Annotated in this window: 11 protein-coding genes; 9 read left to right on the forward strand and 2 right to left on the reverse strand. The window is 50.1% G+C overall.

Annotated features, from left to right (window positions below; translation table 11 throughout):
• Window positions 1–3 precede the first annotated feature (3 nt).
• Window positions 4–912, reverse strand: a complete 909-nt coding sequence (rdgC, locus tag ACLBLI_RS03575) for a recombination-associated protein RdgC (RefSeq protein WP_414829791.1) — start codon at window positions 910–912, stop codon at window positions 4–6.
• Window positions 913–1024: 112 nt separating this feature from the next.
• Window positions 1025–2758, reverse strand: coding sequence for an ATP-binding protein (locus ACLBLI_RS03580; protein WP_414829792.1), 1734 nt, complete (start codon window positions 2756–2758; stop codon window positions 1025–1027).
• A 201-nt stretch (window positions 2759–2959) separates the two neighbouring features.
• Here ACLBLI_RS03580 and phoB point away from each other — a divergent pair, with 201 nt between their 5' ends.
• From phoB to ACLBLI_RS03625, 9 genes are all read left to right on the forward strand, one after another.
• Window positions 2960–3649: a phosphate regulon transcriptional regulator PhoB gene (gene phoB / locus ACLBLI_RS03585; protein ID WP_414829793.1), complete on the forward strand. Its 690-nt coding sequence runs from the start codon at window positions 2960–2962 to the stop codon at window positions 3647–3649.
• Between the two features lie 75 nt (window positions 3650–3724).
• Entirely contained in the window at window positions 3725–5026 is a 1302-nt protein-coding gene (gene phoR / locus ACLBLI_RS03590; RefSeq protein WP_414829794.1) for a phosphate regulon sensor histidine kinase PhoR, read from the forward strand.
• On the forward strand, window positions 5023–6006 hold the full coding sequence (locus ACLBLI_RS03595; protein WP_414829795.1) for a PstS family phosphate ABC transporter substrate-binding protein: 984 nt from the start codon (window positions 5023–5025) through the stop codon (window positions 6004–6006). The genes phoR and ACLBLI_RS03595 overlap by 4 nt, the downstream gene beginning before the upstream one ends.
• The gene (locus ACLBLI_RS03600) at window positions 5999–6910 is read left to right on the forward strand and encodes a prolyl hydroxylase family protein (protein ID WP_414829796.1); all 912 of its coding nucleotides are present in this window, start codon (window positions 5999–6001) and stop codon (window positions 6908–6910) included. The genes ACLBLI_RS03595 and ACLBLI_RS03600 overlap by 8 nt, the downstream gene beginning before the upstream one ends.
• A 107-nt stretch (window positions 6911–7017) precedes the next feature.
• Window positions 7018–9795 carry a hypothetical protein gene (locus tag ACLBLI_RS03605; RefSeq protein WP_414829797.1) on the forward strand — a complete coding sequence of 926 codons (2778 nt, stop codon included), beginning with the start codon at window positions 7018–7020 and terminating at the stop codon, window positions 9793–9795.
• A 122-nt stretch (window positions 9796–9917) separates the two neighbouring features.
• Window positions 9918–12566 carry a TonB-dependent receptor domain-containing protein gene (locus tag ACLBLI_RS03610; RefSeq protein WP_414829798.1) on the forward strand — a complete coding sequence of 883 codons (2649 nt, stop codon included), beginning with the start codon at window positions 9918–9920 and terminating at the stop codon, window positions 12564–12566.
• Window positions 12567–12745: 179 nt separating this feature from the next.
• On the forward strand, window positions 12746–13504 hold the full coding sequence (locus tag ACLBLI_RS03615) for a DUF3450 domain-containing protein (protein ID WP_414829799.1): 759 nt from the start codon (window positions 12746–12748) through the stop codon (window positions 13502–13504).
• A 13-nt stretch (window positions 13505–13517) separates the two neighbouring features.
• Window positions 13518–14882 carry a MotA/TolQ/ExbB proton channel family protein gene (locus ACLBLI_RS03620; protein ID WP_414829800.1) on the forward strand — a complete coding sequence of 455 codons (1365 nt, stop codon included), beginning with the start codon at window positions 13518–13520 and terminating at the stop codon, window positions 14880–14882.
• A 2-nt stretch (window positions 14883–14884) separates the two neighbouring features.
• On the forward strand, window positions 14885–15406 hold the full coding sequence (locus ACLBLI_RS03625; protein ID WP_218312918.1) for a MotA/TolQ/ExbB proton channel family protein: 522 nt from the start codon (window positions 14885–14887) through the stop codon (window positions 15404–15406).
• Window positions 15407–15434: the final 28 nt, after the last annotated feature.

Here is a 15434-nt window from a genome sequence, read left to right on the forward strand (position 1 = left end):
CGATTACTCTTGTTCCAGCGACAACGATGTGCGCATAAAGTCCAGAAATGCGCTCAGTTCTGCTGACATAAGCGCGAATTCCGCATCTAAACGGGCCTCTACCTGATCTTTTGGGATGTCGTCAGTTTCTTCTTTCAGACGGTCAGTAAATTTCACGCGTTTGAACGAGCCGTCTTCAGCGATAATTGCAGTCAGTGTTTCCTGATACTCAAATCCTACTTTTTGTACCAGCTTGCCGGAATCCAGGTGCATTTTGATTTCATCACTGTCCAGCGGCTGATTTTTCACACGAACCACACTTTCCAGTTCGTCAGTAGATTTGAATTCAGCTTCTTCGGTCAGGGTGATCCCTTCTGGTGTGCCATCGGTTAACCAGTGTGTCAGCTCGCTTTGCAGACTATGACGGGCAAGCGGCACTACCGGCAGCGACCCTATCGCTTTGCGCACTAGCGCCAGCCAACCTTCAGCCTTACCGTCAGCGGAGGCGTCAATCACTACCATACGCTCGGGAATGGAAATAAAGCCGTGAATATAGCTGTTCTTTTTAAACGCCTGAGGTAGTAACCGGGTAGTAATTTCCTGTTTCAAGTCAGACTGTTGTTTTTTGCTTACTGGCGAGCCGGTTTCCATTTCAATCTGAGCTACCTTATCAGCCAGCTCTGCATTCACAACGGCAGCAGGGAGAATTTTTTCCTGCTTTTTCACCGTGATCCAGTAACGCTCCTGCACTTTATGGAACATGGCGCCGCTTTCTTTCCCAACCTGGGAAAAGGGCGATGCAAACCCCATCGTTGCCGTGTCCTGACTGCCGCAGGGACGGAAGGCGTTCTCGTTTAAAACCTGTTGTAAATCGTCTTCATCCAGCGAGAGTGGCTGGGTAAGTTGATACGCTTTTAAATTTTTAAACCACATTGAATTGCGTCTTGTTACTTAGAGGAGGGGGGCAAGCGTACCAACGGACTGCAAATGGCGCAATTGCGGATGCAATAAAAAGGTGGAGGAAGGGCGCATACTGCCCTGTAACTCAGGCGTCCAGGCGTTTTGGAAAACGAATGATATACTCCAGCCCGTTGCCTGGTTCACTGTTCGCTTCAATCTGACCACCCAGAGTCTGCGTGACGAGGTTGTACATGATGTGGGTACCCAGTCCACTGCCACCCTGACCGCGCTTGGTGGTGAAGAATGCATCGAAAAGCTGATCCAGCTCGTCAGCTTTCATACCGCGGCCATCGTCGCGGTAATTCATAACGATGTCATCGTCGTCTTCTTTAATATCCAGAATGATGTGACCGTCCGACTTATCTTCAAACCCATGATTAACAGAGTTCATGATCATGTTCGTTGCAATTTGGGCAATCACACCAGGCGCACAACGGACTTCGAGATCATCCGGACAGCGAATGTCCACCGTATGCCGGGTCTGTTTAAAGCTGGGTTGCAGAGATTGCAGTACCTCGTGCAAATAGGTGTTGAGGTTGAACTGACGCTCTGCCTCACTGGCCTGGTCAACGGCAACTTGCTTGAAGCTGGCGATAAGCTCTGAGGCGCGGTTGAGGTTACTCAGTAACAGGCTAGTAGTCTGCTCAGCTTCGCTGACAAAATTGGCCATGGTCTTGTTGGTCAGTGACTTGTCTTCATACGCAGATTTTAGTGTCTGAATTCGTTCTTCCAGGAAACTGGCAGCTGTGACACCGACTCCCAGAGGCGTATTGACGTCGTGGGCAATACCAGCCACCAAGCCACCCAGTGACGCCATCCTTTCCGATTCAAGCAACTGGTCTTTGGCCAGCTTCAGCGTTTCCATTGATTGAGCGAGTTCAGCGTTTCGTTTTCGCAGCTCATCTTCGATGTACTGGCGATTTTCGTTTTCCTGACGCAATTCACGCTGATTGGCAATCAGTTCGTCTTTTTGCTGCTCCAGGTCCAGCATAATTTGAGACAGCGACGCCGTTTTCTTCGCCACTTCCTGCTCAAGGATCAGGTTTTGATCATCCAGCTTTTTATTAGCAGTTTGCAGCTCTTCCTGGGTGCCTCTGAGTTTTGCCTGCGACGCCACAAGATCATCGATAACTTTATTATAAGACTCTTTGAGTTGTTGTAATTCGTTGTCATCATCCAGAACCACGTTGATTCTGGACTCTTCCGGATGTTCCGGGTTGAACGAGCTCATCTCGTCTGTAATTTCTGATAGCGGTTCAGACAGCATACGGCGAAAGGCGGTCATGAACAGAAACACAAGAAATGCGGTTTTGACTATGGCATTACCAATTAGAAAGAAAATCCCTACTTCGATACGACTGAAGATGGTATCGAAGCTTGAGTACAAGGTGACATCGCCCACGTTGGACTCGCGGCCGGAGAACTTAAAAATGAGCGGGAAGCTGTAAGAAAACAGGCCGCCGACGTGATCCTGAAGTATGCCGTCCTGTACAGGCTGGCCCTGCATGGCAATGTATTCACCTTTGGCCACAATCACGTTGCCATTTTCATCACGGATCTGCACGCCCACCACAATAGGTAGTTCCATCAAGCCCTGGCCGATAGATTTAGCCTGTGGTGTATTGAGTTCCCAAATAGCCCGGGTGAGACTGGTGGAAAAAGTGTTTTTGAGGGTTTGAAGCTCTCCCTCGATGTGGTTTTTGGTGCTCAGATATTCGGTAAATATCTGCCCGATGGTTACGATCAGCGTCAGCACAAAATAAACCGAAAGAACGCGCGTCAGTAACTTCCTTGACAATCCAGTCTTAACGGTTCCCATGTATACGACACCTTCTCAATTACAAAAAGCACTCCTCATTGCAAAGAATATGCGTAAAGCAGTGAATAAACAAGCAAATTGAGCAGGCTTTAAACAGAAGTTTATCGTCATAGACTTGACACAAATATGTAATGCCTTTAATAAAACTGTCACAGTGAATATGAATAATAGCGGCGTTTTGATATGAGCAGGAAACAATCTATGTCTCGAACGGTCTTGTTGGTAGAGGATGAAGCGCCAATTCGTGAAATGCTGAAGTTTGTGCTGGAGCAGTCTGGCTTCAACACAGTGGAAGCTGAAGATTACGATATCGCACAGGAAAAAATTTGCGAGCCGTACCCGGATCTCATCCTGTTAGACTGGATGTTGCCAGGCGGAAGCGGTGTGCAACTGGCCAAAAGCCTGAAGCAGCATGAATTTACCCGGGATATTCCGGTTATCATGTTAACGGCCCGCGGCGAGGAAGAAGATAAAATACGCGGACTGGATGCCGGAGCGGATGACTACGTCACTAAACCTTTTTCACCCAAAGAGTTGATTGCCCGAATAAAAGCTGTGATGAGACGGGTGACCCCAACCTCAAATGAAGAACCTATTGAGTTTAATGGCCTGAAGCTGGAGCCAATCTCTCACCGGGTGATGGCCAATGATGATCCACTGGACATGGGCCCCACAGAATTTAAGTTGCTGCATTTCTTCATGACCCACCCGGAACGGGTATACAGTCGGGAGTTGTTACTGGATAATGTATGGGGAACAAACGTTTACGTTGAAGACCGTACCGTTGACGTGCATATCCGACGTTTGCGAAAGGCCATTTCCAAACACGGTCACGACGCCATGATCCAGACGGTCCGTGGCGCTGGTTACCGTTTTTCTACTAAGCTGTAATTGTTCTTTCTTACTGGCGACGGATATCACGTCGCCAGGCTCTGTTAACCCGCGGACAACAGGCGTTACTGCATTATGTATTACCCGTTCTCATGGTTGAGAAGCCTTATCCGCCTGGCGGTATATCTGGTTATCTTCGCCCTGGTCGGGCTCTATCTTGATGACATGCTGTTTGCCGTTGCGCTGGGTGCCACGGTATTACTTATTTTTAATTACTGGCATCTGTATAAGCTGAATCGCTGGCTCTGGCATAGCCGAAAGATGTCGCCGCCGAGCGTTCGTGGCGTGTGGGAGCACATTTATGAAGGGATTTATTACCTTCAGCGCCGCAACCGCAATAAACGCAAGGAGCTGGGCGAGCTGGTCAAGCGTTTTCGGGAAGGTTCGGAAGCGTTACCTGATGCTGCCGTAGTGGTGGATGCCAAGGCCTGTATCATCTGGTGTAACCGCCTGGCGCGGTTGGAGTTGGGCCTGAAGTGGCCTTCTGATGCTGGCCGCCGGCTGGATAACTTGCTTCGACACCCAGAGTTTATCGATTACTTTCACGCTGGCGATTTTAAATACCCTATTGAGGTGCCCTCGCCAACGAATCCAGCGAAAACCTTTGAATACCGGATCATGCCCTATGGCGAAGAGCATTTGCTGCTGGTGGCCCGAGACGTCACCCGGGTTTCTCAACTGGAAGAAATGCGCAAGGATTTTGTGGCCAACGTGTCCCACGAACTGCGTACGCCGCTCACGGTTATTAATGGCTACCTTGAGCTGATCCCTGCCGACGAAGACGATCCGTTTATGCAAAAAGCCATGTCCGAAATGTCTGCACAAACCCAGCGCATGCAAAATCTGATAGAAGACTTGCTGGTGCTTTCACGTATAGAAGCCAGTTCAGAACGCATTTATGAGAACGTGGTGGATATGCCAGCTATTCTGGGACAGATAGAGCGCGAGGCGCTCGCGTTGAATGCGGACAAAGGACATACTCTGCGTTTTCACGTGGACCCAACGCTACGTGTGTTCGGTGTAGAAACTGAATTGCGAAGTGCCTGCTCAAACCTGGTGTTCAATGCGGTGCATTATACCCCTGCAGGCGGTAACATTGATGTCTACTGGCAGAAGCAGCACAGAGATGCGCGTTTTGCTGTACAGGACGACGGGGATGGTATCGCTCAGGGGCACATTAACCGCCTGACCGAGCGTTTTTATCGGGTTGATAAAGCGCGCTCAAGGAAAACCGGCGGCTCCGGGCTTGGGCTCTCTATTGTCAAGCATGTGCTGAATCACCATAACTCACAACTGGATATCACCAGTACGGTTGGCGAGGGCAGCACCTTTTCGTTCATCCTTGATGAAGAGCTGATTGCGGAGCAGGATAAATGAGGCGTTTTCCCAGTTTCTTATTGAAGGCGGTTGCACTGCTTTGTCTGAGTAGCGCCAGCGCCAGTATGTTGTCTGCAGAAGCAGAAGAAAGCGAGCAGATTCCACTGTACGAACGCCAACCGGGCGTGGCAGGGACAATCACGTCAGTAGGGTCAGATACGCTGGCCAATTTGATGACGTTCTGGTCACAGGAGTTCCGTGAACTCTATCCGCAGGTAAAATTTCAGATCCAGGCATCTGGATCCTCTACGGCGCCGCCGGCGCTTACTGAAGGAACCGCCACGCTTGGCCCGATGAGCCGTGAACTGAAACCAAGCGAACGCCGTGATTTTATTCGTGCCCATGGTTATCCACCACTGGTGCTGCGCGTGGCGATGGACGCCATCGCCATTTTTGTTGAAAGAAGAAACCCGCTTGAGGGCCTGACATTACAGCAGGTCGACGCTATCTTCTCTGTTACCCAGTTTTGTGGTGCGCCTGTTCCGGTCACCCATTGGCATCAACTGGGCATGGCCGGGCCAGACTCGCAGGCACCCATCCGGTTGTTCGGCCGTAACTCGGTGTCTGGTACGTATGGGCTGTTTAAGATAGATGCCCTATGTGATGGCGATTTCCGTAAGACAGTGAACGAGCAGCCGGGTTCGGCATCAGTGGTATTGTCTGTAGGCTCCAGTATTGGGGCGATGGGGTATGCTGCTTACGGATATAAAACGGCCGGGGTTCGCGCCTTACCGATAGGCCGTGATGCTGACAACCTGATCCCTCTGACCATGCAAACGGTGCGTGATGAAACGTATCCCTACGCCCGCTTTTTATATCTGGTGGTGAATAAAGCCCCCAATGAACCGCTTCCCACACTGGAGCGTGAATTTCTGCGCTTTGTTTTGTCCCGACAGGGGCAGCAGCAGGTGTTGCGAGACGGGTATTTTCCTATTCGTGAAGACGTGCTGCTACGCCAGCGCCGCATCATTGATGGTTAATCGTGTTCCGATAGCAACCACTACCTCGTCGTCGTTGCCACCCCCTTGGGACACCTGGCTTCAGGAAGCCTTCGTCAACGGGCTGTTGCCTCATAAAATTGTCGAGATGCTGTATAACGAAGGTTTCACACCGGCACAGCTACAGGCAGCCATGGGCTCACGTTACCCTGACAATATTTCGCTACGGGAAACTCCAGCCTTTTATAAAAAGGCGGCTGAGCCTGGATTTTTAACAAGGCTTGATAACTGTCGGGTGAAACAATATGCGGATGTGCCGCTTTTCACTGTGGATGACGTATTCACAGAGCAGGAATGCAGGCTGATTACCAGAATTACATTATCTCAACTCGCACCTTCAGAAATTGTTGCAGAGCAAACCGGTAAGCTGACTCGTTACCGGACGTCTAAAACCTGCTTTATGCACAGGACCAAACATCCGTTTGTAGACGTTGTTGAAGACAAATTATGGGAGCTAATGTCACCACAAGTGGGCGGATGTGAAACTGTACAGGCTCAACATTACGAAAAAGGTGGTGAGTTCAAGCCACACTGCGATTTTTTTGCGCCCGGCAGCGAGTCATATCAAAAACTCGGCCGCAGCGGTGGCCAGCGAACCTGGACGTGCATGGTTTATATAGTGGCACCGCAATCCGGTGGTGAAACCGTGTTCACCGAATGGGAAGTCAGCATCACTCCCAAAGCCGGTATGGCTGTCATCTGGAACAACCTTTACCCCGATGGAAGAGTGAATTTTAATACCAAGCACCACGCCATGCCTGTTCTGGCAGGCGAAAAACTCATCCTGACCAAATGGTTCAGAATCAGAAAACACAATCAAAATCAACGAGTTCGGAATCAAGGCAAGCGAACCTCAAAACCGGTAGCACAATATTTAAACAGGTAATGTGAAAGTTTTGTGACAGCACGGTAATGTAACATTTGTGTCATTTACCTTAGGTAAAGTTCCAGCGTTTTCTAAATCCATAAAAAAATCTGCACTTGGAGAAACGAATGGAACTTAAGCACTTATTTCAGGCTTCGGCGATTGCGGCAGCACTCGTTTTAGCTGGTTGTGGTGGCGATATCAATATCAGCGAAGGCGATATTGACAATAGTGTAACGAACAACAATAACGGTGGCGGTGATACGCCAACTACACCTCCGGTTGAAGATGATGATCGTCCTGGCGAGACCAGTTCTTTTCTAAGTGGGCAAGTTTCAGATGCATTCGGTACTGACGTAGAAGTCCGCGTACTTTCAGGTCGCCTGACCGACGCAGACGCTGATGCCAGTGGCAACATCGTTTTGACGAACGACACAGTATGGGCGCTTGAAGGTCCGGTATTCGTGGGTAACGACAAAGCGGACAGCGTCACGCTGGAAATCGAAGAAGGTACCATCGTATTTGGTCGTACCGGTGCAGACTACCTGGTAGTCAGTCGTGATTCTGCCATCGAAGCGATGGGTACTGCTGATAGCCCGGTTATTATGACCTCTTATAACGACGTTATCGGTGACGAAGTTGGCGCGGGCCAATGGGGTGGTGTGGTTATTCTTGGTAATGCACCCTCAACAAAATGTCCTACCGACGGTTCTGACTGTGCGCTTCAGGTTGAAGGTGCAGAAGAAGGTGCAGTATTCGGCGGTACCGACGAAACCGATAGCTCAGGTATCCTGAACTACGTGGTCGTGAAATATGCAGGTTTTGAAATCGCTCCTGACAACGAACTGAACGGTATCACGTTTGGTGGTGTGGGTTCAGGTACAGAAGTGGATTACGTACAGGTTCACGGCAACGCGGATGACGGCGTCGAGTTCTTCGGTGGTACTGTCAACGCAAAGCACCTGGTACTAACTGCTAACCAGGACGACTCAGTCGACTGGGATAACGGTTATAAAGGTAAAATACAGTACGTTTATGTACAGCACGCCTCTGATAACTCCGATGCCAACCGTGGTATTGAAGGTGACGGCGATGGCGGCGACGGCCTTGAGTTCTCCCAGCCTATGGTTGCTAACATGACCGTTGTGGGCAACACGTTTGATACTGAAGATGCTGACTCTGAAGGCCTGCTGCTTCGCGATCAGACCGGCGCTCATCTGATGAACTTCCTTATCACTGGCCCACAAGGCATGGGCGAGTGTTTAGAAATGGATACCGACGACACGGTTCAGGCTAACCTGTCTGACGGCGACCTGACCATGACATATTCTGTCATCGCGTGTAGCGAACCTTTCAACTCTCCGGAAGGTGCGGTTGACCTGGAAACCTGGTTCACTGATCAGGAAGGCAATCAGCTTATCGCATTCGAAGACCGCGCTAACCTGGGTCTTAACATCGATGGTTCACTGACTTCAGAAAGCATGCTGCTGACTGCTGGTGGTGACGCATCAATGATGGATACTTTCTTTGAAGCCAACACTTTTGTGGGTGCTGTAGGTGAAGACGACTGGCGTCAGGGATGGGCGTTTGGTTTCGGTGGCGGTACTATCGAACTGGTTGAAACTACGTCAGGCTGCCCTTCCGGAACGACCAACATTGCATCGGTAGATGGTTCTACAACGACATGTGAAATTTCTGGCACCATTACTTCTGACCTGACACTGACAGAAGGCAATCTGTATGCTCTGTCTGGTGCAGTGTTCGTAGGCGGTGATAAGACTGACAGTGCGGTACTGACAGTTGAGCCAGGTGTAACGGTTTATGGTAACTCTGGTAACGACTATCTGGTTATTAGCCGTGACTCGCAAATCATGGCCAACGGTACTGCAGATGACCCAATCACATTCACGTCACGTGACCATGTTATCGGCGGCCTGGAAGCCGGTGAAGCTGGTCAGTGGGGCGGTATGATTATTCTGGGTAACGGTTACTCAACTAAGTGTCCGCAGGACGGCTCTGACTGTTCACTGCAGGTTGAAGGTGCCCAGGAAGGTGCAGTCTTCGGTGGCAGCGACAACGAAGATAACTCAGGTGTGCTGCGCTATGTTCGCGTCATGCACGGTGGTTTCGAAATCGCACCGGATAACGAACTTAACGGTATCACGTTCGGTGGTGTAGGTTCAGGTACTACGGTTGAGTATGTACAGGTTCACAAAAATGCGGATGACGGTGTTGAGTTCTTTGGCGGTGCGGTGAACGTTAAATACCTGACGCTTACTGGCATTCAGGATGACTCTGTAGACTGGGATAACGGCTACATGGGTAAACTGCAGTTCGTACTGGTTAAGCACGCAGGTGATAACTCTGACGCCAACCGCGCAATTGAAGGTGACGGCGACGGCGGTGACGGTACTGAGTTCTCTAACCCAATGGTTGCTAACATGACCGTTATCGGCAATACCTTTGACACAGCAGACGCTGATTCAGAAGGTATCCTGCTGCGTGACCAGACTAACGCACAGCTGTACAACATTCTGGTAACTGGCCCGGCTGGCATGGGTGAGTGCTTCGAGGTTGACCTAAGCGATGGTGATACTACTGCACTGGGTAACATGGACGGCACAAACACGCCGCAAATGGTCATGCAGTCTTCAGTACTGGCTTGTGAAGAGAACATCAACAACTCTGGCGATTTCGACCAGCAAGCCTGGTTCACGGCGCAAGCTAACAACAGCCTGCTGGACAACACTGCCACTGTTCTTGACGGTATCTACACAGTAGACACCACAACAGCGACAGATGTGTCTACGCTGGACAGCTTCTTCATGTCAGTTGACTTCATCGGTGCGGTGAAAGATGCAGACAATGACTGGACAGCTGACTGGACGGTAGGTCTGGAAGACTAAGCTCCCGCTCTACTAACCTGCATTTAAGGCAAGTACGTTGCGGAGTGTGACGTACTTGCTTTTTAAGTATATAAGACACGGTTTTCACACCGTGAGAGAAATCGCTTTCAAAGAGGTTAATCATGAACAGACCTGCTAACAGGTTTTTTCTAAAGCCGATCAGCCTGGCCGTAGTAGCAGGGCTTCTTGCCCCGGTTACGCCAGCCTTCGCTCAATCTGATGAAGATGAAGTGATTGAGGAAGTTGTTGCTACCGGAACCCGACTTAAAGGGACGGCAACAGCGGTAATGGAAGAACGGAAAAACCAGGCATTCGTTGCAGATATCATGGGTGCGGAGCAGATTTCCCGTACCGGTGACAGCGATGCCGCATCCGCACTTCGACGTGTCACGGGTTTGACACTGGTTGATGGCAAATTCATTTATGTGCGTGGCCTGGGTGAGCGTTATTCTTCAACACAGTTGAATGGCTCGATTGTTCCCAGCCCGGATCCAACCCGTAACGTTATTCCACTGGATTTATTCCCGTCAGATATCATTGAGAGCCTGTCGGTACAAAAATCCTACTCACCTTCTATGCCGGCATCGTTCGGTGGCGGTAATGTGGATATTCGTCTGAAGTCTATTCCTTCAGAGATGATCTTCAACTTAAGTGCCAATTTAGGTTACAACACAGAAAATTCTGGCGATGTGCTGGATTATCAGGGCGGTGGCCGCGACTGGTTTGGTGAAGATGATGGCACCCGCGCAGCGCCTGTTGCTATTCAGGAGCGTTGGGAAAGCAAACAGTTCCTGGACAACCTGGATCCGCAAGAAGCACTGGACCTGTTTTCACAGGTAAAACGCGATTACGGCCCGCTGGAAGAAAGTGCAGATCCGGACATGGGTCTGAACATGACGGTGGGTAACAGCTTCGATTACAACGATGACTGGCGTTTTGGTTTCCTGGCAACTGCCGGATACGATTCGGAAACCCGCGCTACCGAACAGTACGAGCTACAGGATCCGGATCGCATCGGTGATGACATCACGCTGGTGCGTTATTTCGATGATATCCGCGGTACTGAACGTACAGTGAAGTGGTCGTCTCTGCTGACGTTAGGGATTGATTACAACCGCCAGCATCAAATCGATTACAGCATTATTGCGCTGAACGATACCCGCGATGAAATTCGAGAGAAGTTTGGTAACACTGAAAACCTGAGTCTTAGTGAAGGTGTTCGAATTCGCGATATTGACGTTGAATATGAAGAACGCACGCTTTACACCAATCAGGTAAAAGGGATGCATACGTTCCCAGAGCTCAACTTTATGGGCTTTGACTGGCGCTGGTCTGAAGGTCGTTCAATTCGTAATGCGCCTGGCAATATGGAAGCACGCTTTGTTATCGCCGATGACAACGAAGACGGCTTTTATGACCCGGCAACAGAAGGCTCTTTGCTTGATGCACAGACCGCTGCGCGTTATTCCTTCCAGACACTGCACGATCGACTGGAAAACTACGGCTATAACTTCACACTGCCTTACACCATGGGTAAGTGGGAAACCGAGTTTAAGTTCGGCGCAGATTTCGTATCAAAAGCGCGGACTGCAGAGAACCGTCGGTTCGATGTAAACACGCTGGGTTTTGAGAATCGTGAGTTTCTTGAAGGCAGCATCTTCGGTGACATCTTCAGTGACGAAAACCTCGCCGGTGCTGAGCTGAACAACCGTCCTGTGCTACGTGATACGACCATCGCAGGTGATGATTACGTTGCTGCACAGAAAGTTGATGCCTATTATTTCGAAGCGGACTTTTTCTTCGATAACAAATGGCGTTTCACTGGTGGTGTGCGTTGGGAAGACTTCCGTCAGGTTGTTGCACCGCTGGATCCGCGTTCTAACCAGTTTGACCTGAACGATGAAGCGGACCGCTCACAGCTTGCCTTCCAGGAAGACGATTTTTATCCTGCGCTGGCTCTGACATACTTCCTGAAAGACGACATGCAGCTTCGTGCCAGTATCGGCCAGACCGTGGTTCGTCCAGACCTGCGTGAAGTGTCATCATCGACGTATATCGATCCGCTGACTGACTTCCCAATTGCCGGTACACCAGGCCTTGAAACGACCGATATCATCAACTACGACCTCCGTTGGGAATGGTATCGCGAAGCAGGCAATAACCTGTCTGTTGGCCTGTTCTATAAAGACATGGAAGCGCCGATTGAATCGGTACAGTCTCCGGCACAGGATGGCCCGCCACTGATCCGTATTGCGAACGCCGAGACTGGCGAAGTGTACGGTGTGGAAGTGGAATTCCTGCAAGGGCTGGAAGTGTTCGGCGACGGTATCTGGGACAACCTGTTTACCTCCGGTAACATCACCATCAGTGACTCGGAAATTGTGCTGGATCGCCAGAACATCGTCGAGCAAACCGGTGTGTCGGCGGCCATCACTAACACTGAACGTCGCATGACAGGTCACTCAGAGTACGTGGTTAACTTCCAGGTTGGTTACGATTCCGACAACGGGGAGCACTCTGCGTCAGTGGTCTACAACGTGTTTGGTGAGCGTATTCTGATACCCGGTATCGACGGTTTCGACGATAGCTTCGAGCAACCGTTCCACTCACTGGATGTGGTGTACAAGTATTATCCTGACTTTAATACCACCGTCACATTCAAAGTGCAGAATATTATGGATGAGGAAAAGGAAATCACGTTTGAAGACACGTTGCTTCGCTCAGAAACGCGCGGCACCAGCTTCAGCCTGACATACAAGTATGACTTTTAATTAAGTTAGTCTTTAGAAGGGGCCGCATTACGCGGCCTTTTTTGTATGGGGTTTTAGTGAAATTTCTACGGGGTTTTATGACAACCATGTAATAAAACTGTCACAGAAAACTCCTATCCTACGCGCAGAATTTATAGGTCGGGGACTCCCGATTTCTTTTAACAGTAAGGTTTGAATGTATGAAGCTTTTCAACTCGTTGCTGATAGCCGGTGCGCTGGTAGCGACACCTGTGTTGGCCCAAGACGATGAAGTCTTAAAACCCGTTGTCGACGAAGCTGCAAAGATTAATGAATCTGCCGCTAAGTCGCAGGAAAAAATCAACAACATTACCGACCAGATTGGTTCGAAACTTCAGCAATTCAAAACGTTGAACAAAGAGATTGAGGGTCTGGAAGTTTACAATGCGCAGTTGCAAAAGCAGATAAACAACCAGAACCAGGAAATGGAAGACCTCAACGCGGCGATTGATGAAGTATCGGTAGTAGAGCGTCAAATCACGCCGCTGATGATCCGCATGATTACCGGTCTTGAGCAATTCGTAGAACTGGACGTGCCTTTCCTGGCTGAAGAGCGTGCTAACCGTATCGCTGATTTAAAAGCCATGATGGACCGCGCTGACGTGGCCACCTCTGAGAAGTTTCGTCGTGTGATGGAAGCCTATCAGGTAGAGATGGACTATGGCCGCACTATGGAAGCCTACAGCGGCATCCACACTATCGACGGTCAGGAGCGTGACGTTGAGTTCTTACGCTTAGGTCGTACCGCACTGATTTATCAAACTCGTGACGCCAGCGAACAAGGCGTGTGGAACAAGCAGACCCGTCAGTGGGAAGAGCTGGACAGCAGCTACCGCACCCAGATCACAAAAGGTCTGCGCATGGCCAAGAAACAACTTGCGCCGGATATGTTAATGCTGCCAGTGGCAATCACAGACTAAGAGGTTGATGGATATGTTTAACACTGTAAAACGAATCGCTGTTGGTCTGGCTGCCCTAAGCATCAGCGTAAGCGCAATGGCACAAAGTGACCGTGCCCTGGACTTAGACGCGTTATTGAAGCAACTGGAAGAAGGTCAGTTCGCGCAATCTGAGCAAAACAAACAACGTGAGCAGGACTTTATGCAGCAGCGCGCCGAACAGGATCGCATGCTGGAAGAAGCGCGTCAGACGCGCAACAACCTGCTGGCGCAGTCAGAAAGACTGGAAACCCAGTTTGAAGAAAACGAATTTAAACTGGCTGACTTAAACGGTGCTCTGGATAACCGCTTAGGTTCATTAAAAGAATTGTTTGGCGTGCTTCAGCAAGTGGCTGGTGACACTAAGAACAAATTCTATAATTCAATGATTTCTGCACAAATCCCGGGTCGTTCAGACTTTCTGGATCAGATGGCACAGGACATGGGCTCAAGCTCTAAGCTGGCGTCTATCGAAGAAATCGAGCGCGTATGGTTTGAAATCCAGCGTGAAATGACCGAGTCAGGCAAAGTGACCAAGTTCGAGACACCTGTGGTTGAAGCCGGTGGCGAGAAAGTGAATAAAGAAGTGGTTCGCGTGGGACCTTTCGCACTGGTTTCCGACGGAATGTACCTTGAGTACAACGGCGTGACTGGCACCGTATCGGAACTGGTTCGTCAGCCTGCTGATCGTTACATGGACTCGGCTGCAGAACTGCAGGCGTCAAGCGGTGAAATGGTTGAGTTTGGTATCGACCCGACGGGCGGTTCAATCCTGGGGCTGCTGGTACAGGCACCTAACTTACAAGAGCGTGTAGAACAAGGTGGAACGGTAGGGTACATCATTCTTATCGTCGGCGCATTTGGTCTGCTGCTGGCTATCGAGCGTCTGATTACGCTGACAATTGTCCGCACCAAGGTGAATAAGCAACTGAAATCGAAAGAAATCAAAACTACTAACCCGCTTGGCCGCGTGCTAAAAGTCCGTGACGAGTATCCAAACGCGGATGTTGAAGCACTGGAGCTTCATCTGACTGAAGCGATTCTGGGTGAAGTGCCGAAGCTGAGCCGCAATCTGACTATTATCAAGATCATCTCTGTGGTAGCACCGCTGATGGGTCTGTTAGGTACGGTTACCGGTATGATTAACACCTTCCAGGCGATTACCCTGTTTGGTACCGGCGACCCGAAACTGATGGCTGGTGGTATCTCAACCGCACTGGTAACAACAGTACTGGGTCTGGTTGTGGCGATTCCGATGACGCTGCTATACGCCATGCTGAATACGCGTAGCAAGAACATCGTGTACATCCTTCAGGAGCAGGCTTCTGGTGTCATCGCTGAGCGCGCAGAGCGGAGCTGATCATGACTATCGAGTTTTTGGAAGCAATTCGCGATTTCACTGAGTCCGGAGGTCAGGTTCTCCTGGCCATCGGCGTGCTGATATTCGTCATGTGGCTTTTGATCCTCGAGCGTGCGATGTACCTGCTGATTTGGCATAAACAGGCAAAGAAAGACGCCATCAATACGTGGAACGCGCGCGATGATCGCTCTTCCTGGATTGCGTCTCAGGTACGCCAGAAAACGATTTCACAGCTTACGATGAAACTAAATGGCAGTATCCCGATCATTCAGGCGCTGGTGGCACTGTGTCCACTACTGGGCCTGATGGGAACAGTAACCGGCATGATTGAAGTGTTCGACGTTATGGCAATTTCCGGTTCTGGTAATGCCCGTTCTATGGCCTCCGGGGTGTCTAAAGCGACTATTCCCACCATGGCCGGTATGGTTGGTGCGTTGTCTGGCGTATTTGCCGCAACCTGGCTGAACCGTACAGTGAAATCAGAACGCACGCATCTAGAGGATGCATTGGTAATTAAACGTTAATGCCAGTCAGGCGTTAAGGTAAGGATTT

This window comes from Alteromonas sp. H39 (genome assembly GCF_047556435.1).
In the GTDB taxonomy this organism is placed as follows: domain Bacteria; phylum Pseudomonadota; class Gammaproteobacteria; order Enterobacterales; family Alteromonadaceae; genus Alteromonas.

Excerpts from the sequence above, each read along its gene's own strand:
- ACLBLI_RS03610 (WP_414829798.1), top strand. The coding sequence starts at position 9,918 with ATGAACAGACCTGCTAACAGGTTTTTTCTAAAGCCGATCAGCCTGGCC.
- rdgC (WP_414829791.1), bottom strand. The coding sequence starts at position 912 with ATGTGGTTTAAAAATTTAAAAGCGTATCAACTTACCCAGCCACTCTCG.
- ACLBLI_RS03595 (WP_414829795.1), top strand. The coding sequence starts at position 5,023 with ATGAGGCGTTTTCCCAGTTTCTTATTGAAGGCGGTTGCACTGCTTTGT.
- ACLBLI_RS03580 (WP_414829792.1), bottom strand. The coding sequence starts at position 2,758 with ATGGGAACCGTTAAGACTGGATTGTCAAGGAAGTTACTGACGCGCGTT.
- ACLBLI_RS03600 (WP_414829796.1), top strand. The coding sequence starts at position 5,999 with ATGGTTAATCGTGTTCCGATAGCAACCACTACCTCGTCGTCGTTGCCA.
- phoB (WP_414829793.1), top strand. The coding sequence starts at position 2,960 with ATGTCTCGAACGGTCTTGTTGGTAGAGGATGAAGCGCCAATTCGTGAA.
- ACLBLI_RS03615 (WP_414829799.1), top strand. The coding sequence starts at position 12,746 with ATGAAGCTTTTCAACTCGTTGCTGATAGCCGGTGCGCTGGTAGCGACA.
- ACLBLI_RS03605 (WP_414829797.1), top strand. The coding sequence starts at position 7,018 with ATGGAACTTAAGCACTTATTTCAGGCTTCGGCGATTGCGGCAGCACTC.
- phoR (WP_414829794.1), top strand. The coding sequence starts at position 3,725 with ATGTATTACCCGTTCTCATGGTTGAGAAGCCTTATCCGCCTGGCGGTA.
- ACLBLI_RS03625 (WP_218312918.1), top strand. The coding sequence starts at position 14,885 with ATGACTATCGAGTTTTTGGAAGCAATTCGCGATTTCACTGAGTCCGGA.
- ACLBLI_RS03620 (WP_414829800.1), top strand. The coding sequence starts at position 13,518 with ATGTTTAACACTGTAAAACGAATCGCTGTTGGTCTGGCTGCCCTAAGC.